The organism is Streptomyces nojiriensis (genome assembly GCF_017639205.1).
Taxonomy (GTDB): domain Bacteria; phylum Actinomycetota; class Actinomycetes; order Streptomycetales; family Streptomycetaceae; genus Streptomyces; species Streptomyces nojiriensis.
Map to the genome: position 1 here is coordinate 8450055 of NZ_CP071139.1, position 19142 is coordinate 8469196.

The following is a 19142-nucleotide window of genomic DNA, read 5'->3' on the forward strand; positions in this document are numbered from 1 at the left end:
GCCCATCCGGCCATCGGTATTTCGGCCGGCCCGGGCCCGCGTGCGAGGCTGGGGCGGTACCCGGGAGGAGATACCACGATGCACACGCCGAGCCGGCCCGAAGACCTGGAACACCCCGAACTGCTCTGGGCCAGGGCGGTGACCATGGCCCTGGTCGACACCGCGTGCTCGACGAGCACCGAGTTCGCCCTCGACGACGACGGCCTGTGGTGCCACTCCACCGGCGGAGACGGCTGGTGGCGCCTGACCGTGCTGGACGCCGGGCACGCGGTCTTCTGCGGCCAGGACCCCGACGGCAGCCGCACCCATGTCGGCGGAGAGCAGATCGACTTCCTCGCGGGCGGCCCCGACTGGCTGCCCTGGGACCTCCTGCGCGACGACGCCGCCGGCAACCTCTTCGGCTTCGTCTACTGGTGGGAGAACGGCGCGTGGCACCGCATTCCCTACCCGGACGAGGTGCGCGAGGACGGACTGGACGGGGCCGCCGCCTGGGTGGGCGCGGACGAGGAGGAGTTCCTCGGACTCACCGTGTCCTCGTTCGACGCCCCGTACGCGCTGCAGCGGAGCCTGACCGAGGCCGTCGCCCGGTTCGCGGCACTGGCACGGGAACGCAAGGCCGACGCGGATGCCGTGGCGTCGCTGCTGGCGGCCGCCCACACCGAAGGCCGCCCGGCCCCGCGCCTCGACGCGGCCCTCGACCTCGCCGCCCGCGCGGGCATCCTCGCCTAGGCCCGACGGGCCCGCCGCACTTGACGTGCGGCGGGCCCGTCGGCCGTTCCCCGTCCGGCCCCGCGCGGCTACTTCAGCGCGGAAAACGCCTTCGTGAAGGCCAGCGGCTGCTGGAGGATCGAACTGCACGTCGCGTCGGCGTGGTTGACGGCCCCGGCCGCGCACTGCTTGTCCCGCGTGGAGGACCACATGGCCAGCCGGCCGATCCCCTTCGACGCGGCGAACTGCACGAGCTGCGTCGCGTCCTCCACCGTGAAGATCTCGCTCGCGACATCGTTCACGCCGATCATCGGCGTGACGGCCACGGCCTTCCACGCCGCCGCGTCGGACAGCCCGAGCACGCCCTTGATCTGCGCCTGCGTGGCCGTCGCGGCCTGGATGGCGTACTGCCCCATGTCCCCGCTGTACGCCGGCCCGTAGTCCATCGCCATGATGTTGACGGCGTCGACGCGCACGCCGTTCTTCTTGGCGTCGGCCAGCAGCGCCACACCCGGCTGGGTCAGCCCCTCGGGCATCACGGGCAGGGTGAAGGCCACGTCCAGGCCCGGGTGGGACTTCTGCAGCCGGGCGATGGCCTGCGCACGGCGCGCGTTGGCCGCCGTGTCCGGCAGCGCCGCACCCTCGATGTCGAAGTCGACCTTGGTGAGCCGGTACTGGTCGACGACCTTCCCGTACGCGGCGGCCAGCTCGTCCACGGTGGCGCAGTTCAGCGCCAGTTCGTGACCGGCGGCCCCGCCGAACGACACCCGGACGTCGCCGCCCTTGGCGCGCAGCGCACCGATCTGGGCGGCGACCTTGTCGCTCGCGAGATCCGTGACGCCGCCCCACAGCGGGGCGCAGCCGCCGCCGGAGGTGATGAAGGCCAGGTGGAACTCCTTCACACCGGTCTGCGTCGCGGTGTCGAGCAGGTCGTAGGCGGGATACAGGGAGGTGTCCACGTACGGGGCGAAGCGCGCTCCGCCCCCCGGGGCAGGAGTGGTGGTGGGGGCGGTCGCCGTGGGGGAGGGCGACGCGGTCTTGGTGGGCGTGGCGGACGGGGCGGGCGCGGTCGGGGCCGGGCTCGCGGTGACGGTGGGCCGGGCGGTGGGGCGCCCGCTGGGCTGGACCGTGGCGCCCTGGTCCACCGAGCACTTCACCCCGTTGATCAGACACCCGGTGGGGTTGCCGAGGGTGCCGGTCCCGCTCGCGACGAAGCCGACGGTGACGGAGGCCCCGGCCGCCAGCTGTCCGTTCCAGCTCGCGGGCTTGACGGTCACGCGGCGGCCGGAGACGGTGTGGGTGCCGTTCCAGAGCGAGTCGATCTTCGTGCCCGCCGGCAGGTCGAACTGAAGGGTCCAGTCCGACTGCGCCGTGCCGGTGCTGTTGGTGATGACGTACTGGCCGGTGTAACCGCCGCTCCAGGAGCTGGACTTCGTGTACACGGCTCCGACGGAGGTCGCCTGCGCGGTCCCGGTGAAGGCGAAGGCCGCTCCGCCGATCACCGCCGCCGTCACGATCGCGCCCGTGACCTTGGCCGTACGACTCGTCCTGCGCCGGTGCCCGACTGTGCTGCCCATCGCGTGCCTACCTCTGTGTTACTGGGGAGTTGGGGATCCGGCAGCACGCTAGCCGCACCGAAACGGACATTCGTTCGTTTCGGCGCGGCCCTGATGACTCTTAGGTTCCGCTTAAGGCGGCGGTAAGGACCGGCCAAGGAAGCCGGGGACGCGCGTCCTGCTCCCGCGGTTTCCGGCCTCAGCCGTGCGTGGCGTCGATGACGCAGAAGCGGTTGCCCTCGGGATCGGACAGCACCACGAAATCCGGGTCCTCCGGGTAGGAATCCCAGTCGACGTGCCGGGCTCCCAGCAGGACCAGCCGCTCCACCTCCGCCGCCTGCTCCGCGGCGTCCGCCGCGTACAGGTCCAGGTGGACGCGCGGCCGCTCCTGTACGGGCGTGACACTGCGGCCGAGCGCCAGGCCCGGCCCGCCGCCGTCGGCCGGGACCAGGACCGTCCAGCCGTCGTCGACCCGGCCGTCGCGGGGTACGTACCCCAGCGCCCGGCTCCAGAATTCCGCGGCCCGCCGCACGTCCGCGGCTCCCATGACGATCGTTCCGAGGGTCAGCATGATCGGATTCTGGCAAACCGGCACCGGACAGGACACCTCCTACGGCGTCGCGGGCCGCTCGATCGCGACCATCGCCGCATCGTCGTCCAGGCTGTGGCCGGCCGCGTGCGCGAGCAGGTCCCGGCACAGCAGGTCCAGCAGTGCCTGCGGGCGCAGTCCCGACCATGCGCTCACGCGCCGGGCCAGCGGGTAGAAGGCGCCCGCCCGGTCCCGTGCCTCCAGGACGCCGTCCGTGTACAGGAGCAGGACGTCACCCTCGGCGAAGGCGAAGGTCTGCGCGGTGACCGGCGACGACACGAGCCCGGCGAGCCCCAGCGGCGGCGCCGGCCGCTCCACCTCCAGCTGCTCGGCGCCACCGGCGCGCAGCACGAGCAGCGGCGGCGGATGGCCGCAGCTGACGAGGTGCAGCACCGGCTCGGCGTCGGGGATGTCCAGGACGGCCGCGGTCACGAAGCTCTCGCCCTCGTCCCCGGCGCCGTCCAGGTCCCCGGAGACCGCCGCCTCCAGGTAGTCCACGAGGCCCGGCAGCCCGGCCACCTGGTGGGCGGAGGCCCGGAAGGCGCCCAGGACGAGCGCGGCGTCCCCGACCGCCTCCAGCCCCTTGCCCCGGACATCGCCGATGATCAGCCGCGTGCCGGTGGCCGTCCGGGCGGCGGCGTACAGATCGCCGCCGATCTGGGCCTCGGCCGCGGCGGCCAGGTACACGGAGGCGACTCCCAGCGGGCCGATCCGGTCGGGCAGCGGCCGCAGGACCACCTCCTGGGCGGTCTCCGCCACCGAGCGCAGCTGGGTCACCTCCTTTTCGTGCACCTCGCGCAGGTGGGCGAAGAAGGTCACGAAAACCGAGATCATCACGAGCGCGATGATCTGGAAGGTGTGATTCAGATCGGTCAGGCTGGTGCGCGCCGCCGCGACCACCACCTGGGCCAGTACGGCGACCAGACCGACGAAGGCCGTCATCCGGGGCCCCGCGAACGACGCGGTCACCGCGGGCGCGGCGGCCAGGAAGGGTCCGAGGTGCACCTCCGGCGGAGCGAGCACGTCGATCAGCGTCACGAGGGCGATCAGCGCGAACGGGACCGCCAGCTGTGCGTGGCCCACCTTGGGGGACCGGTGGTGACGGGGGTGAGACGGCCGGAGATCCATCCCTCCTGCATACACCGCGAGGTGAGCGGGATCCCCGAAGCCCGGCCGTCACGCGCGGCCCTGCCGGTCCTACGGACGACGGCCCGGCTCACGGAGACGGCCGGGCTTCGGGCGACGGCCGGGCTCAGGGGCGACGTCCGGGCCTACCGCCCTTGCCGCCCTTCGCACCCTTTCCGCCCTTGGGACCGCCGGAGGCCCCGCGGGGGTTCTTGCCCGCAGGCTTCCCGGACGAGGACTTCCCGGCACCCGACTTCCGCTGCGCGCCGGCGCCTGCGCCACCACCCGTACCCGCGTCCGGGCGCTTGCGCTTCGCCTTGGGCTGCGGCGGGGTCGGCGTGCGCCCCCGCGTGCTGTTCACGGTCCGGCCGCGGACGATCCCGATGAACTCCTCCACCAGATCGGTGGTCTCCTCCCGCGGCCACGACAGCGCGACCCGCGAGGCCGGTGCGTCGGACACCGGCCGGTAGGTCAGGTCCTTGCGGTGGTGGAGGCGGGCCAGCGACTGCGGGACGACGAGCACGCCCACCCCGGCGGCCACCAGCTCGATCGCGTCCGCCGTCGTCTCGGGGCGCTCGATCGCGGGCTTGCCCGGCAGCTGCTCCCAGTCCAGGGTGTCGTCGAGCGGGTGGAACACGATCTCGTCGGCGAGATCCTCGGTGGACACCTCTTCCGCGGCGGCCACGAGGTGATCCTTGGGGACCACGACCACCGTGGTCTCGGTGTAGAGGGGGATCGCGCTGAGATCGTCGCGGTCGACCGGCAGCCGTACGAACCCGGCATCGGCGCCACCCGCCCGCAGCACACCGCACGCCTCGATCGGGGACACCGCGACCAGGGTCAGCGGGACGTCGGGCAGCCGCTCGTTCCAGATGCGCACCCACTTGCTGGGTGTGACCCCCGGGACATAAGCGAGCCGGAACGAATGGGGTACTTCCGAGCCTGTCACCCCGCAAGGTTACCGGTCGTGGTCGGAGGTAGCGCACACGCTCGATACTCTTGACACCATGACGTCGCACCAGAACACCCAGACGATGAAGCCCGCGACCGCGGCGAAGAAGCTGGGCGTGTACCTCGAGGCCACCCCCGCAGAGTTCCAGGAGGGTGTCGTCTCGCGCAGCGAATTGAGTGCGCTCCAGGCCGATCCGCCCCAGTGGCTGAAGGAGCTGCGCGCCAACGGTCCGCACCCCCGACCGGTGGTGGCGGCCAAGCTCGGCGTGTCCATCGCCGGCCTCGCCCGCGGCGGGGTCACCGAGCCCCTCACCACGGAGCAGATCGAAGCGCTGAAGCATGAAGCCCCCGAGTGGCTCCAGCGTGAGCGCGCCACCCAGGCCGAGGTCCGCAAGGAAACGGTCCGCATCAAGGAGAAGCACGCCGAGAAGGCCGAGAAGGCCCGCGAGCAGCGTTCCTGACCTGCGACTCCGCCTTCCGCCAGGCCTGGTCTCCCCGTGGGGAGGCCGGGCCTGACGCCGTCTCCCGGCCCGTCGAGCCCCCTGCGCTCCTGTGCCCGCACGAGATATGCCCGGATCATCCGGCAGCCGCGTCTCCCCGCAGCAGCCGCACCGCCCGGTCGAGCCGGGCCCGTCTGGTCTCCGGCGTGAGCGCCTGCAGCAACGGCAGGATCACCTGGTAGCGCCCGCTCCGGTCGAGTGCCTCGAACGCCTTCGCGGCCGCCGGGTCCGACTCGAAGGCCGCCGCGAGGTCCGGTGGCACCGCCGCCGTCCGCTGGGACTCGTAGGCGTGCGTCCACCGCCCGTCCGCCTGCGCTCTGCGCACCTCCGCGAGCCCGGGCTCACGCATCCGCCCCGCGGCGCTCAGCTCCGCGACCTTGTCCACGTTCACCTGTGACCACAGGCTCTTGGGCCGGCGCGGCACGTACTTCTGCAGGTAGTACCGCTCGTCGAGGGCGCGCCGCTGCCCGGAGATCCAGCCGTAGCACAGCCCGATGTCGACCAGCTCGTCATCGGTGACCGACGGGATCCCGGACTTCTTCTTGGCCAGCTTGACCCACACGCCCTCGTGGCGCGTGTGGTGCTCGGCCAGCCAGCTCTCGAACGCCCCGGCGTCCGCGAAACCGATGACCTCCACCCCGCCCAGTTCCTCCATGCGCCCAGGCTATCGCCCGCCGTCCGGGCCGGACCCGGCCGACACGGTCCGGGAGCCGGAGCACAGTGGGCCCGGCACCCCCTCCAACATCGGCCTGCGGGCGCCGAGTTCGAGGATCACGATGCCGTGCCCGGCGGCCGGCTCGCCGGCCCGGCCACGGCGGTCCGGTCGCCGTGCGTCCGGTGAGCTCCCTGACCTCGATCACCGGGCCCACCCTGCCGGGGCGCCCGGCCCCCGGACATCGGACCGCCGGCGGAGAACGTCCGGCGGCCCCGCCCCGGGGTGTAAGCCCGGGGGCCGATGCCCGGGCCGGGGGCGGCTGGCTACGGTCACGCCATGGACAACCCACCGAAGAGCGCGAAGATCCCGAAGACCGCGCGGAGTTCGACACCGAGGCCCGGAGCGGCCGGCACGGCCTGGGGCGGCGCGGGCCTCTACGTCCTCGTCCTGGGCCTGCTGATCGGCGGAGTCCCGTACGCCATCGGGCCGCTCCTCGGGGTCGTGACGCTGCTGGCCGTGACCCCGCTCGTCCCCCTGCTGCGGCACCGGCCCCTGGCGGCACTGGCCCTGACCCTGCTCGGCGGCACGCTCGTCGCGGGGGCCGCCCAGAACCACAGCCCGGGCCGGTTCCTCGTCTTCCTCGCCTCGAACCTCGTCCTCGGACTCGTCGTCGCCACGCGCCCCCGGCGGGACGCGGTCATGGCGCTCGTCATGGTGTTCGTCGTGGAGCTTCCGGCCGTCGCCTTGGTCGCCTCCGGACCGTACGACCTGATGAGCACGAGCCTGATCGCCTTCCTGTCGCTGGGCGCCGTCTACATGACCGGCCTGCGCTTCCGTGAACGCCGGGAGCACACGGCCGAACTGCGCACGAAGCAGGTGGCCGAGGCCGTGACCGCGGAACGGCTGCGCATCGCACGCGAGTTGCACGACATGGTCGCCCACAGCATCGGCGTGATCGCCATCCAGGCCGGTGTCGGCAGCCGGGTCATCGACACCCAGCCGGAAGAGGCCCGCGCCGCCCTGCGGGCGATCGAGGCCACCAGCCGCGAGACCCTGTCCGGCCTGCGCCGCACGCTGGTCGCGCTGCGCCGGGCCCAGCCGGACGACACCCGCGAACAGGCGCCGCTCGGGCCCGCCCCCGGACTGGCGGACCTCGACGCGCTGGTGGCCACCACCGCCGACGCCGGAGTGCGGGTCGACGTACGGTGGGAGGGGGAGCCCGGTCGACTGCCGCCCGAGACGGACCTGTCGGCGTACCGCATCGTGCAGGAGGCGCTGACCAACGTGGTCCGCCACGCGGGCACCGGGCACTGCCGGGTCACCATCGGCTACGGGGAACAGGAGCTGACCGTGGAGGTCGTCGACGACGGGCGAGGCGCGCCCGACGGCATCGGACGTACGGGATTCGGCATCACGGGCATGCGCGAGCGGGTCGGCCTGCTGCACGGCCGCTTCAGCGCCGGTCCCCGGGCCGGGGGCGGCTTCCGGGTCGAGGCGGCGCTGCCGCTGCCCGTCGCCGCGGCGGCCGTGGACGGGCTCCGATGACCGACGTCGCTCCCGCGCGGGCGATCCGCGTCCTGCTCGTGGACGACCAGCCGCTGGTCAGGTCCGGTCTGCGGGTGCTGATGGCCGACACCACCGACCTGGAGGTCGTCGGCGAGGCCGGTACGGGCACCGACGCGGTCCGCCTCGCCGCCGAACTGCGCCCCGACGTGGTGGTGATGGACATCCGGATGCCGGGCATGGACGGCATCGAGGCCACCGGGCTGATCGCCAAGGGGACCGAGGCCGTCAAGGTGCTCGTGCTGACCACCTTCGACGAGGACGACCACGTCTACGGGGCGCTGCGCGCCGGCGCGAGCGGATTCGCCGTGAAGGACATGGCCGTGGAGGAGATCCTCGCCGCGATCCGGGTGATCGCCGCGGGGGACGCCCTGATCGCGCCGGGCGTCACCCGCAGGCTGATCGCGGACTTCGTCCGGGCGCCCGGACCGGCGGCGCCCGAGGCACGGGCGCCGCGGCTGGTCGCGGGGATCACCGAGCGCGAACGGGAGGTGCTGACCCTGGTGGGGCGGGGCCGTTCGAACGGCGAGATAGCCGAGGAGCTGTTCATCACGGCGGCCACGGCCAAATCGCACGTCTCGCGTCTGTTCACCAAGCTCGGCGCCCGGGACCGGGTCCAACTCGTCATCACCGCCTACGAGATGGGCCTGGTCGCACCGCCCCGCTGAGGGGCCGGCGCGAGCGTCGCCGAATCGATTCCTCAGGCGGTGACGGCCTCCGGGCGGTTCCCGTCCCGCCGCCCGGCGGAGGCCGACGAACGTGAGGAGAACAGCCCGTCCACGGCCAGCGCGCCGGGGCCGGTGAACACCAGCAGGAGGAAGGCCCAGCAGAACATGGCCGAGGCCTCGCCGCCGTTCTGCAGCGGCCACAGCGCACCGGGCTGGTGCACGGTGAAGTACGCGTACGCCATCGAACCGGAGGCGACGAAGGCGGCCGCCCGGGTGCCGAGACCCAGCAGGATCAGGGCGCCGGCGACGAGCTGGATGGCGGCGGCGTACCAGCCGGGCCAGGTGCCGGTGGCGACGGTTCCGCCACCGTGCGCGCCGCCGAGGACACCGAAGAGGGAAGCGGCGCCGTGCGAGGCGAAGAGCAGTCCGGTGACGATCCGGAACAGGCCGACGGCGTAGGGCTGGGCATGGTCGAGACGTGCGTTCATGGGGGGAGGCTCCTTCGGTTGGGGACGGGTCCCGAAGTCGTGCCGACGTTCTCGAGCGTGGGCGAGCCACAGGTTAGGTAGACCTAACCGAGCTGGCAAGCGCGAGTTCCGGCCACTCGCCGAGGGCGGTCCGACGCTACCCCGCATCCGGCACGCCGCACCGGTGGCGCGCGGAGTTCCCCGCCCTGGCCGGCAGGACACCCCTCGGGGATCGGGGACCTGCCGGTCCGCTCCCCTGTGACGGACCGGCAGGTCCGCGTCTGGGTCCGAGCCTAGGACCGGCCCCCGGCCCCGCCTGTGCATCGCGCGCAGGTTTGCTTGATCTTGCGTGCAGGAGGTTTCGCGTCCGGCCGTGTGGTTCCCGCGGCGCGTCGGCCCCGTCCGCCGGGAGCCGGCCGACCCGTGGGGTCCGCTGGACGCGTGAGCATCCTCCCCGGCCGTGACTGGTGGACCGGGCTCCCGCCCGCGGCGGGAGCCGCCGTCATGGCCACCGGCATCATCTCCGTCGGCCTGCACCTGACCGGGCACGAGGCGGCGTCGCTGGTCGCGCTGCTCGTCGCCATGGCGCTGTGGCTCGTACTGGCCGCCGACTTCACCTCCCGGCTCCTGGGCGACCGCGGGCGGTTCCGCGCCGAGGCCGACACACCGGCCGCGCTGACGGCAGTGGCCGCCACCACCGTCATCGGGGCCCGGCTCTCGCAGCAGGGCCGGCAGACGGCGGCCGCCGTGCTGCTCGTGCTGGCGGCGGTGCTCTGGCCCGGGCTGCTGTACAACGTCCTGCGGCACTGGCGGCGGCGCATGCCGGGAGCGGCCTTCCTCGGCTGCGTGGCGACCCAGGGGCTCTCCCTCCTCGCCGCGTCCCTCGCCGACGCCGGCCACCGGGACGTGCTGGCACGCGCGGCGATGGCCGCCTTCTGCCTCGGCCTGCTGCTCTACCTGGCGGCCCTCTTCCGCTTCGACCTGCGCGAGGTGGTGGGCGGTGCGGGTGACCACTGGGTGGCGGGGGGTGCGCTCTCCATCTCCGCCCTGGCCGGATCCAAGCTCACGGCATCACCCGTGTGGACCGGTTCGGCCCACACCGCCCTGCGTACCGTCACGCTGGCCCTGCTCGCACTGTCCCTCGGCTGGTACGTCGTCCTCCTCGCCGCCGAACTGCGCCACCCGCGGCCGCGCTACGACATCCGGCGCTGGGCAACCGTCTTCCCGCTCGGCATGACGGCCACCGCCTGCCTCTCCGTGGCGGAACCGGCCGGCGTCGCCTGGCTGAGCACACTGGGTGAGGTACTGCTCTGGATCGCCGTCGGCGCCTGGCTGCTGACCTTCGCCGCGCTGGTCGCCTCGCACCTCACCGCCGGGCGCGGGGCGCGGGGCCGATGACACCCGCGCCCACGGCCCCGCGCCCCACGCCCCCTCGCACCGTGTGGCGACGGCGGCGCCTCCTCAGTAGGGTCACGGCATGGCGTACACATTCCAGGTGACCATCGACTCGACCGACCCGCACACCCTCGCCGACTGGTGGGCCGAGGCCCTCGGCTGGGAAGTGGAGCCGAGCGACGAGCAGTTCATCCGCGGCCTGATCGAGGCGGGCCACGCGAGCGAGGACGACACCAAGACCCACCGGGGCACCCTCGTCTGGAAGGCGGGCGCCGCGATCCGCCACCCGGAGGGCCTGGAGCGCGCACCCCGCGTCCTCTTCCAGTTCGTCCCCGAACCCAAGACGGTCAAGAACCGGGCCCACTTCGACGTCCGTACCGGCTCCGACGACCCCAAGGCGCTGGTCGAACGCCTCATCGCCAACGGCGCCAAGCACCTCCACGAGGGCCACCAGGGCCCCAGCGTATGGACGACCCTCGCCGATCCCGAGGGCAACGAGCTCTGTGTCTCGCACTAGACGATCGAGCCCGAGGGGTTCGGCCGTCACCCCACGTGTGTAATATCCCGATTCGGATCTCAGTCATTACATCGGAGGGGTGTCCGGATGTGGGAGCTCGCGCGCTCGTGGGTCGACGGATGGGCCGTCTCGCGGCGGGCCCCGAAGCCGGTGGACGTGCCGTGGGGGCTGAGCGTCCCGGTCGGGCTCCCGGCCCAGGCGGTCCGTCACGTCCTGCTCGACGCCGATGCCGAGACCGCCCGCGGGCTCATCGGCACGATCACCGAACCGGCCACCTGGATCAAGGCCTTCCTGGAACCCGACGTCATGGAGCCGTGGTTCTCGCCCGAATGGGAGCCGACCGATCCCGGCTTCCTGATGGCCGTCGACCTGCGTCCGTCCGTCGTGCGCGCGCCTGACGGTTACACGGCCACCGCCGAGACCGACGGCGACGTCGTCGGCGTGCGCATCCTGGCCGCCGGCGGCGAGCTCGCCGCGCGCGGTCAGATCGGTCTGACCGGTACCGCCTGCGTCTTCGACCAGATCATCACCGAGGAGGCGCACCGGCGCCGCGGCCTCGGGACGGTCGTGATGGTCGCACTCACCGACGCGGCCGTCGAGAACGGTGCGGCCACCGGCCTCCTGGGCGCGACCGTCCAAGGCCGGGCGCTCTACGAAACGCTCGACTGGAAGGTCCTCGCACCACTGACCGGCTTCATCCACAAGCCCGTCGCCCCCTGAGACGCACCGCGTCCGACGCCGCGCGCCGCTCCGCAGGCGACGACCGGACACCGCTCCCCGATCCGGCCCGATCCGGCCTGATCGGCACGACACCCCCTAGGCTGCCCTGCGTGAACGTCATCCTCTTCGGCGCGACCGGCATGCTCGGCCGGGGCGTCCTGCGGGAATGCCTGCGCAGCGATTCGGTCGAGAGCGTCGTCGCCGTCGGACGCACCCCGCTCGGCGTCAGCCACCCCAAGCTGCGCGAGTGCGTCCAGAGCGATCCGTCGGACCTGGCCGCCGCCGGGATCGACCCGGCCGCGTACGACGCCTGCTTCTACTGCCTCGGGGTCTCCTCCGTCGGCATGAACGAGGAGGCGTACCGGCGCGTCACCTACGACCTGACGCTCGCCGTGGCCCGGCCGCTGGCCGCCGCCAACCCCGGCATGACCTTCGTCTACGTCTCCGGCGAGGGCACGGACAGCACCGAGCGGGGCCGATCCATGTGGGCCCGGGTCAAGGGGAAGACCGAGAACGACCTGCTGGAACTCCCCTTCCGCGCCTACATGTTCCGCCCCGGCATCGTCCAGCCGGTGCGCGGCGTGCCCTCCAAGGCCCGCCTGTCCCGGGTGTTCTACGCCGTCCTCGGCCCCCTCGTCCCCCTCGTGCGGCGGATCGCCCCGGACCTCGTCATCACCTCCGAGGCCTTCGGCCGCGCCATGATCGCCGTCGCCTCGCCCGGCACCGAGATCCCCGGGCACGTCCTGCGGCCCGCCGACATCAACCGCCTGGGCACTGCGCCGACCAGGCATAATTGACTACCGGGCACACCCTCCCGCACGTGAGAATGAGCCATCTCAAACCGGGAGGACCCCATGAGCCAGGAGACCCTGACTCTGCATGACCTGCTGCCCGCACAGGCACTGGCGGACTCGATCGACGCCGGGTACGTGACCCGCAAGTCGCACCCCGAACTGCCGCTGTCCATCTACACCTACACGCGGACGGCCCAGTACGAACGCGTCTGGAACGACGTCACCACCCGCTGCCGCGGACTCGTCGCCGACGACACCACCGGCGCGATCGTCGCGCTGCCGCTGCCGAAGTTCTTCAACGTCGGCGAGCACGAGTCGGGTCAGCCGTACGCCCCCGCCCTCCCGGACGAGCCGTTCGAGGTCTACGACAAGGTCGACGGCAGCCTCGCCGTCGTCTTCCACTACGCGGACCGGTGGCGGGTCGCCTCCAAGGGGTCCTTCATCAGCGCCCAGGCGACCTGGGCGCAGCGCCTGCTCGACGGCCGGGACACCGCGGCCCTGCGCCCCGGCACCACCTACCTCGCCGAGATCCTGTACCCGCAGAACCGCATCGTCGTCGACTACGGCGACCGCCGGGACCTCGTCCTCCTCGCGGCCTTCGGCCAGGACGGCACCGAGGTCCCGCTCGCCGAGGCCGCGCCCCACTGGGAGGGGATCGGATCCGTCGTCACGGTCTGGCCCGCCATGCCCATCGACGAGCTGATCGCGCTCACCGAGTCCAACACCCTGCCCGGCGGCGCCCCGGCGACCGGCACCCAGGCCGAGGGCTTCGTGCTGCGCTTCGCCTCCGGGGTGCGCGCGAAGGCCAAGCTGGCCGAGTACGTACGGCTCCACCGCGTGCTCACCAAGGTCACCGAGCGGGACATCTGGCGCGCCCACGGCATCCAGCGGTTCGCCGGCCTGCCCGTCAAGCAGCTCGCCCAGGGGCTCGGCACCACGGTCGGCGAGATCGAGGCCACGGGCGGCAAGCCGCTCGACGCGCTGCTCGACCAGGTGCCCGACGAGTTCGACGCGTGGGTGAGTGAGGTGATCGAGCGGATCGAGAACGAGGCCGCGCGGCGCGAGCGCGCCATCGACGAGGCGTACGCGGGACTCGCCCACCTGGCCGCCGACCGGGGGGCCTTCGCCCGGGCCGTGAAGGCACTGCCCGACCGCGAGGTCCGGGCCGCGATGTTCCTGCGCCTGGACGGCCGGTCCACGGAGCTGGCCGTATGGCGCAACGTGCGGCCGGAGACGTCCGACCCCTACACGAACGACGAGGAGAACTGACCCGTGTCCGAAGAGACCCCGACCAGCACGGACGCGACTGCGACTGCGACTGCGACTGCGACTGCGTCCGCGGCCGTGGCCGCCGCCGAGGAGACCCCGCTGCCCGTCGTGCACGTCATGACGGGCCTGCCGGCCTCCGGCAAGACGACGGCCGCGCGCGCCCTGCAGGCCGAGGCCGGTGGCCGCATGCGCCGCGTCAACCTCGACGACCTGCGGCTCATGCTCGACCTCCCGGATCCCGAGCGGGGCCGCAGCTTCCGGCACGAGCAGACCGTGCTGGCCGTCCAGGACGCGGCGGTCCGCGCGGCGGTCGACGGCGGTTTCGACGTGGTCGTCGACAACACCCACCTCACCAAGAACATCCCCAAGCGGCTCAAGGCGGCGGTCGGCGGGCTGGCGACCTTCGTCGTGCACGACTTCACCGACGTCCCGCTGGAGGAGTGCCTGCGCCGGGACGCCGCACGCGAGCGCCAGGTCGGCGAGGAGATCATCCGCATATTGGCCGAGAAGCACGAGAAGGCACGGCGGGGAGGCTGGCGGCTGACGTCGGAGTGGATGAACGGCGGGGCGAGCGGAGTGGCCGCGCCGCCCGTCACGGAGTACGTCCCCGACCCGGCCCTGCCGGCGGCGGTGATGTGCGACATCGACGGCACGCTCGCGCTGACCGGCGACCGGGGCCCGTACGACTTCTCGCGCTGCGAGCTCGACCTGCTCAACGAGCCGGTACGGCACGCGCTCGACGCCTTCCGGCGCGCCGACGGCGACGTGATCGTGCTGCTGTCGGGGCGCGGCGAGGAGTACCGTCAGCAGACGGAGTCCTGGCTGCGGCGCCACGAGGTGCCGTACGACGAGCTGTGGATGCGCCCGGCGGGCGACACGCGCCGCGACGACGTGGTGAAGGCGGAGCTGTTCGACAGGCATGTGCGCCACCGGTACGCGGTACGGGTCTCGCTCGACGACCGGGACCGGGTGGTCGCGATCTGGCGCCGGATGGGCCTGCCCACCTGGCAGGTCAACTACGGCGACTTCTGAGGCCCGGCCGAGGTGAATGCGGTGGACGCCACCGGTCCCGTGCGGAAGGTGCTGATCGTGGACGGCGCGAATGTCGTCGGCTCGGTGCCGGACGGCTGGTGGCGGGACCGGCGGGGCGCGGCCGTCCGGCTGCGTGACCTGCTGGCCGCCCGGGGCGGGGACGAGGAGATCGTCCTCGTCGTCGAAGGCGCCGCCCGGGGCGTCGAGTCCGTTCCCGGCGTACGGGTGGACCCGGCGCCCGGAAGCGGTGACGACCGGATCGTGGAGCTGGCCGCCGCCTGTGCGGAGCGCGGCTGTGTCGTGGTCACGGCCGACCGCGAACTGCGGGAACGGGTCCGGGCGTACGGCGTGGAGTGCGTGGGGCCCCGTGCCGTACGCCCGGTGGACTGACCGCTGACCTGCCTGCCCGCCTACTCACCGCCGGCCGGCCGGGTCGGGGTCAGCGGCAGTACTTCACCTCGGAGAGGTTCTTGACGTAGCGGGCGGAGACCCAGCGCTCCTTGTCGTACGCGCGCTTGGGCGCCTCGGCGTCGTGCTCCCAGCTGCCGTTCTTGTCGGCCAGGCGGTACCAGAGGCGGTTGCCGTCGACCTTCTCACCGCTCTTCTTGCACTCGATCTCGACCTTGCTGTGCGGGTACACGTGGCCGAGGGACTGCGAGTGGGTGGTCGGCTTGCTGCGGACCGTCAGCGGGCCCTTGGACACGACCTTGCCGGTGACGTACTTCTCGGGATACACACCGGGCTCAGCGGACCCTCCGCCGACGACGATCTCCCGCGGCGGCTGGTTCTCCGGACCGTCGTCGGCGACGGCGGCGCCCGCTCCGACCAGACCGAGAACCAGGCTGCCGGCGGCGAGAGCGAGGGTGGTTCTGGTGGGCTTCAGCATGAGCCGGCTCCTCTACGAAGACATCCACCCGGCCGCTTCGCGCGGCACGGGGCGGCAACCAGGCGGTTGCCAGGGACGACTATGACGAGGGCGGGGGGTGTAGGCCCGGTGGCTCACCGTCCTTTAACCCGATATGACCAATTTGCCCTATCGGAGTGCGCGGCCGTGCCCGCCCCCGAGCGGGCACGGCCGCGCAGCGCGGCCCCGGGGGAGAGGGCGGTGCCGGCCGGTGGACCGGCGGAGGAAAATCTACGGGCCGGACGTCCCCGCCGCGCCCGTCCAGGGGATGAGGCCGGAGTACCGCGCTGGGGGCGACGCCGTACAACCTGAGTAGTACACAAGGAGGTTGACGTGCGAACACGCACCCGTCCGGCGGCCGTCCGGATCCGCGCCGGGCTTCCAGCCCGAGCGCCCGGCTCGCGCCCCGCATCGCGTGGCTCGGGGTGCGGGTTGCGGTGGCCCGCGCGAGAGTGGGTGCCATGGGTATCGATGACTACGGCGGCGGCGCCGGCGCGCACGAGAGCGGCGTCCTCGTCGTGACGACCAACGACGTCCCCGGCTACCGGGTCGAGCGCGTCATCGGCGAGGTCTTCGGCCTCACCGTCCGCTCCCGCCACCTGGGCAGCCAGATCGGCGCGGGCCTGAAGTCGATGATCGGCGGCGAACTGAAGGGCCTCACCAAGACCCTGGTGGAGACCCGGAACCAGGCCATGGACCGGCTCATCGAACAGGCGAAGGCGCGCGGCGGTAACGCCGTGCTGATGATGCGCTTCGACGTCACCGACGCCCAGGACGTCGGGACCGAGGTGTGCGCGTACGGAACGGCCGTGGTCCTCGTCCCCGCCTCGACCTGACCCCTCCCCCCGGCCGCCGAGGGCGTGCGCCGGGATGCGATGCTCCCGGGGTGACCGAACCACGTGAGGTTGTCATCGTCCGCCGGCCGGGGCATGCCCTTTCGGCCCCGGACGGGCTGGCCGAGCTGCTGGCCGCCTACCACCTGCGCACGCAGGAGGAGAAGGGCGAGGCCGTCGCCGGTGTGGACGGGCTGCCCGACCGCTACCGCGCGGAGATCACCGATCCGCAGGTGGCGTTCGCGCGCGACGAGGTGCTGCTGGCCTCGATCGGGGGCACCGCGGTGGGCTGCCTGGTGGTGGCCGCCCCGGTGGACGGGCGTTCCGAGGTGAAGAGGCTCTGGACGGCCCCGGAGTTCCGCGGGCTGGGCATCGCGCGCCGTCTCGTCGGCGCCGCGCTGGCACATGCCGAGGAGAGCGGCCTACGTGCGGTCCGGCTCTCGGTCTGGCAGTGGCGGGCGGGCGCGATCGCGCTGTACGAACGGCTCGGATTCACCGTCACCGGGTCGTGGGACGAGCGGGACCGGCTGGTCTGCATGGAACGTTCCGTGTGAGGGGAAAGCCGTCGCAAGTGAGCCGGCCCGGCCCGTCGTGCTCACGCCCGGCCCGCGGCCGTACGGGTGGCGGCCGGTGGCCACGACCGCCGCGATCGGACCGAGCGGGAAGGCGTCGGCCGCGGCGGTGACCGTCCGGCCGGGCGCGTGCTCGGGGGACAGCTACTGCGGCGTCCCGATGAACCAGCCGCTGCGCGTCGGCTGCGTGGTGTCGGTGGCCCGCGCGATACCGAAGTCGATCGCCCACGGGCCGTTCGAACCGAGCGGACCCGGAAGTCCTGCTCCTGGGCGAACGCGCGGCGGATGACCTTCAGGGCGACCGGCTGGTTCCCACGGGTCCGCGAGAGGCAGACGGAACCCATACCGCCTTCGCCGATCTTCCGGACCGAGCGGTCTCGGTACGGCGTCGTCGGCGTTGGACCTGGGCTCCGGCCTTGATGATCACCGGACTCGGATCCTGACGGGGGCGTCGCCTGCCGAGGCGCCGCGCCAGTACGGTGGTGCTCCGGAGACGAAGGGCGGCCCGATGAGTCAACGCAAGTCCGCGGCAGAGGTGTTCGATGATCTGGGAGAGCGCTACGAGGAGGTGTTCGGGCGGGTTCCCGGCCAACTGGCGGCCCTTGACTGGCTCACCGGCCGACTGCCCGCCGGGGCCCGGGTGTTGGACGTGGGAAGCGGCACGGGCCGGCCTACCGCCGAGACGCTGGTCCGGGCCGGCTGCGCCGTCACCGGCATCGACGTCTCGGCGGCCATGGTCGAACTGGCCCGCGCCAGAGTGCCGCAGGCCCGCTTCGAGCAGGCCGACGTACGGACCTACACGCCCGAGCCGGCCGGCTTCGACGCGGTGTGCTCCTTCTTCCCGCTGCTGGTGATGGACCAGCCGGAGGTGGCGGAGGCACTGGACCGCATGGCGTCCTGGCTCGCGCCGGGCGGGTACTTCGTGATGGCCACGGTGCCGGGGGACATCCGGGGCCTGGACATCGAGTGGATGGGCCACGAGGTCACCGTCAGCAGCCTCTCCACGGCGGACCACCTGGCCAGGCTCGCCGACCTGGGCCTGGAGGTGCTGCACCACCACACCGCACACTTCCAGCCCGCCGACGACCGGGCGGTCCCGGAGGAGCACCTCTTCTGCTACGCGCGCCGGAGCGCGGGTTCATGACGGAGCCGGCCCCCGCGTGGGACGCGCGCATCCGGCACGCGCCGGAAACCGACGACTTCGAGGCCCCGGACCGCAGACCGGAGTTCCGGGTCCGGGACGTCCGGCCGCAGGACCGGTCGCGCGAGCCCGTCCTGTGGACCTACGACGTCCACGCCGCGGTACGCGAGCTGGAGCGGCTGACCGCGGACCTCACGCCGGCAGCGTAGGCGTGGACCGCGGGGCGCGGTCCGGGCGCAGGCCCGCGGCCAGCCCCGCGATCACCACCAGCAGGCCCAGCCACACCGCCGGGCCCGGGATCCCGCTGCCCGTGAGGACCCCCGCACCGGCCGCGGCCAGGGGCGCGATCCCGGTCAGCAGGCCGGCGCGGCCGGCGCCCACGGCGGCCACCGTGCGGTACCAGAGCAGGAAGGCCACCGCCGTCACCATGACGGCGAGGTAGCCGGTGGCCGCCCACTGGGCCCGACCCAGCGACGACAGCGCGGCCGGGCTCTCGAAGACGGCCGCGAGCCCCGCCAGCATCAGCGCGCCCAGCCACACCGCGTGCACGGACACCCCCCACGCCCCGTGCCGGCGCAGCACCGGCACCGCGAGCAGGGTGAAGGCGGCCTCGCAGCCCAGTGCGAGGGCCGCCCAGGCCACCCCCGCGGCGTCCGTCCGGCCCGTCCCCTCGACCAGTACCGCCCCGGCCACCACCACCGGAGCCGCCAGCAGCACCCGACGGCTGGGCCGCCGCCCTTCCAGCAAGGGGCCGAGCAGACCCAGCAGGACCGGTACGGAGGCCACCGCGACGGCGATGACGGCCGGTTCGGCATGCGCGACCCCGCGGACCACGGCCACGTTGAACAGCACCAGTCCGGTCGCCGCGATCCCCGCCAGCCACAGCCACTCCCGTCCGCGCGGCCGGTGGACCGGCACCCGGGCGGCCCGGGCCAGACCGAACAGCAGCAGTGCGGCGGCCGCGTACCGGACGGCCTGGGTGGCGAACAGCGGGGCGTCGACGAGCGCCCGCGAGACCGTGACGCTGCTCCCGACCAGCGCCATCCCCGCGATCCCCGGAACCAGGTCACGGAACGCGGCGGAGCGGGCGGGCGCGGCGGAGCCGTTGGGCGGGGCGGACGTAGGGGCGGCGGTGGAAGCGGGCGGTGTCTGCATGGCATCCAGCGTGGCCGCACAATGGCCC

At 73.1% G+C, this 19142-nt stretch carries 23 protein-coding genes; 15 read left to right on the forward strand and 8 right to left on the reverse strand.

Annotated features, from left to right (window positions below):
• The first annotated feature begins 78 nt into the window (after nucleotides 1-78).
• Nucleotides 79-729 (forward strand): hypothetical protein, encoded by a 651-nt coding sequence (locus JYK04_RS38145; RefSeq protein WP_189744334.1) that lies wholly within the window; start codon nucleotides 79-81, stop codon nucleotides 727-729.
• 68 nt (nucleotides 730-797) lie between these two features.
• Here the strand turns inward: JYK04_RS38145 and JYK04_RS38150 are convergent, their stop codons facing one another.
• The 4 genes from JYK04_RS38150 to JYK04_RS38165 all read right to left on the reverse strand — a co-directional run bounded on the left by JYK04_RS38150 (nucleotide 798) and on the right by JYK04_RS38165 (nucleotide 4927).
• Nucleotides 798-2285: a cellulose binding domain-containing protein gene (locus JYK04_RS38150; protein ID WP_189744336.1), complete on the reverse strand. Its 1488-nt coding sequence runs from the start codon at nucleotides 2283-2285 to the stop codon at nucleotides 798-800.
• A gap of 178 nt (nucleotides 2286-2463) precedes the next feature.
• The gene (locus JYK04_RS38155) at nucleotides 2464-2835 is read right to left on the reverse strand and encodes a VOC family protein (RefSeq protein WP_189744338.1); all 372 of its coding nucleotides are present in this window, start codon (nucleotides 2833-2835) and stop codon (nucleotides 2464-2466) included.
• A 39-nt stretch (nucleotides 2836-2874) separates the two neighbouring features.
• Nucleotides 2875-3981 (reverse strand): PP2C family protein-serine/threonine phosphatase, encoded by a 1107-nt coding sequence (locus tag JYK04_RS38160; protein ID WP_189744340.1) that lies wholly within the window; start codon nucleotides 3979-3981, stop codon nucleotides 2875-2877.
• A gap of 124 nt (nucleotides 3982-4105) precedes the next feature.
• Entirely contained in the window at nucleotides 4106-4927 is an 822-nt protein-coding gene (locus JYK04_RS38165; RefSeq protein ID WP_189744342.1) for a LysR substrate-binding domain-containing protein, read from the reverse strand.
• Nucleotides 4928-4985: 58 nt separating this feature from the next.
• On the opposite strand from JYK04_RS38165, the gene JYK04_RS38170 reads away from it, so the two are divergent.
• On the forward strand, nucleotides 4986-5390 hold the full coding sequence (locus JYK04_RS38170) for a DUF5997 family protein (protein ID WP_189744344.1): 405 nt from the start codon (nucleotides 4986-4988) through the stop codon (nucleotides 5388-5390).
• Between the two features lie 115 nt (nucleotides 5391-5505).
• Here JYK04_RS38170 and JYK04_RS38175 read toward each other — a convergent pair whose 3' ends face one another.
• Nucleotides 5506-6084, reverse strand: a complete 579-nt coding sequence (locus tag JYK04_RS38175; RefSeq protein ID WP_189744346.1) for a YdeI/OmpD-associated family protein — start codon at nucleotides 6082-6084, stop codon at nucleotides 5506-5508.
• Between the two features lie 336 nt (nucleotides 6085-6420).
• Here JYK04_RS38175 and JYK04_RS38180 point away from each other — a divergent pair, with 336 nt between their 5' ends.
• Together JYK04_RS38180 and JYK04_RS38185 are read left to right on the forward strand one after the other, a co-directional pair.
• Nucleotides 6421-7629 (forward strand): sensor histidine kinase, encoded by a 1209-nt coding sequence (locus tag JYK04_RS38180; RefSeq protein WP_229876625.1) that lies wholly within the window; start codon nucleotides 6421-6423, stop codon nucleotides 7627-7629.
• Nucleotides 7626-8315, forward strand: coding sequence for a response regulator (locus tag JYK04_RS38185; RefSeq protein ID WP_189744350.1), 690 nt, complete (start codon nucleotides 7626-7628; stop codon nucleotides 8313-8315). The genes JYK04_RS38180 and JYK04_RS38185 overlap by 4 nt, the downstream gene beginning before the upstream one ends.
• A 32-nt stretch (nucleotides 8316-8347) precedes the next feature.
• Here the strand turns inward: JYK04_RS38185 and JYK04_RS38190 are convergent, their stop codons facing one another.
• Entirely contained in the window at nucleotides 8348-8803 is a 456-nt protein-coding gene (locus tag JYK04_RS38190; RefSeq protein ID WP_189744352.1) for a DoxX family protein, read from the reverse strand.
• Between the two features lie 420 nt (nucleotides 8804-9223).
• On the opposite strand from JYK04_RS38190, the gene JYK04_RS38195 reads away from it, so the two are divergent.
• The 7 genes from JYK04_RS38195 (at nucleotide 9224) to JYK04_RS38225 (ending at nucleotide 14899) form a co-directional block, all read left to right on the forward strand.
• Complete coding sequence (locus JYK04_RS38195) at nucleotides 9224-10180, forward strand: tellurite resistance/C4-dicarboxylate transporter family protein (RefSeq protein ID WP_229876628.1); 957 nt, start codon at nucleotides 9224-9226, stop codon at nucleotides 10178-10180.
• 79 nt (nucleotides 10181-10259) lie between these two features.
• Complete coding sequence (locus tag JYK04_RS38200; protein ID WP_189744354.1) at nucleotides 10260-10694, forward strand: VOC family protein; 435 nt, start codon at nucleotides 10260-10262, stop codon at nucleotides 10692-10694.
• A gap of 87 nt (nucleotides 10695-10781) precedes the next feature.
• Nucleotides 10782-11414 carry a GNAT family N-acetyltransferase gene (locus JYK04_RS38205; protein WP_189744356.1) on the forward strand — a complete coding sequence of 211 codons (633 nt, stop codon included), beginning with the start codon at nucleotides 10782-10784 and terminating at the stop codon, nucleotides 11412-11414.
• A gap of 110 nt (nucleotides 11415-11524) precedes the next feature.
• Nucleotides 11525-12211 (forward strand): Rossmann-fold NAD(P)-binding domain-containing protein, encoded by a 687-nt coding sequence (locus JYK04_RS38210; RefSeq protein ID WP_189744358.1) that lies wholly within the window; start codon nucleotides 11525-11527, stop codon nucleotides 12209-12211.
• Between the two features lie 57 nt (nucleotides 12212-12268).
• A complete protein-coding gene (locus JYK04_RS38215) occupies nucleotides 12269-13477 on the forward strand; it encodes an RNA ligase (protein WP_189744361.1) in 1209 nt (402 codons plus the stop codon).
• Nucleotides 13478-13480: 3 nt separating this feature from the next.
• Nucleotides 13481-14509 (forward strand): phosphatase domain-containing protein, encoded by a 1029-nt coding sequence (locus JYK04_RS38220; protein ID WP_229876629.1) that lies wholly within the window; start codon nucleotides 13481-13483, stop codon nucleotides 14507-14509.
• Nucleotides 14510-14530: 21 nt separating this feature from the next.
• The gene (locus tag JYK04_RS38225) at nucleotides 14531-14899 is read left to right on the forward strand and encodes a PIN domain-containing protein (protein WP_189744363.1); all 369 of its coding nucleotides are present in this window, start codon (nucleotides 14531-14533) and stop codon (nucleotides 14897-14899) included.
• 49 nt (nucleotides 14900-14948) lie between these two features.
• On the opposite strand, the gene JYK04_RS38230 is transcribed toward JYK04_RS38225, so the two are convergent.
• Entirely contained in the window at nucleotides 14949-15395 is a 447-nt protein-coding gene (locus tag JYK04_RS38230) for an SH3 domain-containing protein (RefSeq protein WP_189744365.1), read from the reverse strand.
• A 479-nt stretch (nucleotides 15396-15874) separates the two neighbouring features.
• On the opposite strand from JYK04_RS38230, the gene JYK04_RS38235 reads away from it, so the two are divergent.
• From JYK04_RS38235 to JYK04_RS38250, 4 genes are all read left to right on the forward strand, one after another.
• The gene (locus tag JYK04_RS38235; RefSeq protein ID WP_030717675.1) at nucleotides 15875-16249 is read left to right on the forward strand and encodes a YbjQ family protein; all 375 of its coding nucleotides are present in this window, start codon (nucleotides 15875-15877) and stop codon (nucleotides 16247-16249) included.
• A gap of 50 nt (nucleotides 16250-16299) precedes the next feature.
• Nucleotides 16300-16800 (forward strand): GNAT family N-acetyltransferase, encoded by a 501-nt coding sequence (locus tag JYK04_RS38240; protein ID WP_189744367.1) that lies wholly within the window; start codon nucleotides 16300-16302, stop codon nucleotides 16798-16800.
• A gap of 526 nt (nucleotides 16801-17326) precedes the next feature.
• Nucleotides 17327-17962: a class I SAM-dependent methyltransferase gene (locus JYK04_RS38245; protein ID WP_189744369.1), complete on the forward strand. Its 636-nt coding sequence runs from the start codon at nucleotides 17327-17329 to the stop codon at nucleotides 17960-17962.
• Nucleotides 17959-18168, forward strand: coding sequence for a hypothetical protein (locus JYK04_RS38250; protein WP_189744371.1), 210 nt, complete (start codon nucleotides 17959-17961; stop codon nucleotides 18166-18168). Before JYK04_RS38245 ends, JYK04_RS38250 begins: the two co-directional genes overlap by 4 nt.
• Here JYK04_RS38250 and JYK04_RS38255 read toward each other — a convergent pair.
• A complete protein-coding gene (locus JYK04_RS38255) occupies nucleotides 18152-19114 on the reverse strand; it encodes a DMT family transporter (protein ID WP_189744373.1) in 963 nt (320 codons plus the stop codon). The genes JYK04_RS38250 and JYK04_RS38255 overlap by 17 nt on opposite strands.
• Nucleotides 19115-19142 lie beyond the last annotated feature (28 nt).